Consider the following 745-nt stretch of genomic DNA (forward strand, 5'->3'; position numbering starts at 1 on the left):
TTTTCTATTACACTTAAAATCAATACCACAAAAAGTCGTGATTTCTATTGAAATCATGGCTTTTCTTTCGGTATAATATAAAAAAACAATGGAGGGATGAACATGAGTTCAAAAGATAACATTATTGAAAGTTTAACAAAAACGATAGAGACCATGTCTAATGAACTCGCCCTCCTTCGTGAACAAGTGGCTTATTTGAGTCAAAAACTTTATGGCAAGTCATCAGAGAAGGTCCATTATCCTTTAAGATAACTAAGCCTTTTTGAAGAAGAACTTCCTGAAGAGGATTCTGATTTACCCTGTTAAAACTGAGATTATCACTTATAAACGTCGGAAATCTAAAGGCGTTCGTCAAGCTATTTTTAACCAATTCACTCCAGAAATAGTCCATCATGAACTAAAGGGTGAAGACTGCAGTTGTCCAGACTGTCATGGTCAGTTAAAAGAGATTGGCTCTTGCGTCCAAAGACAAGAGTTGGTCTTTATTCCTGCCCAATTAGAACGTGTTGACCATGTCCAACATGCCTATAAATGTCAAAGTTGCAGTGAGGAGGGCCACGTTGATAAGATTATTAAGGCTCCTGTTCCTAAAGCTTCCTTATCACATAGTTTGGGATCTGCCTCTATCATTGCTCATACGATTCATCAGAAATTTAATTTGAAGGTTCCCAACTATCGTCAAGAAGAGGATTGGAATAAAATGGGCTTGCTCATTACACGCAAAGAAATTGCCAACTGGCATATC

2 pseudogenes are annotated in these 745 nt (G+C 37.3%); both read left to right on the forward strand.

Going from position 1 to position 745, the window contains the following annotated elements:
- Nucleotides 1-102: 102 nt before the first annotated feature.
- Nucleotides 103-249: pseudogene (locus ACFPQ3_RS05795) on the forward strand (IS66 family transposase); the annotation flags it as partial.
- A 13-nt stretch (nt 250-262) separates the two neighbouring features.
- Nucleotides 263-745 (forward strand): annotated as a pseudogene (locus ACFPQ3_RS05800) (IS66 family transposase zinc-finger binding domain-containing protein); the annotation flags it as partial.

The sequence above is a fragment of the Streptococcus caledonicus genome (assembly GCF_042656225.1).
Taxonomy (GTDB): Bacteria; Bacillota; Bacilli; order Lactobacillales; family Streptococcaceae; genus Streptococcus; species Streptococcus caledonicus.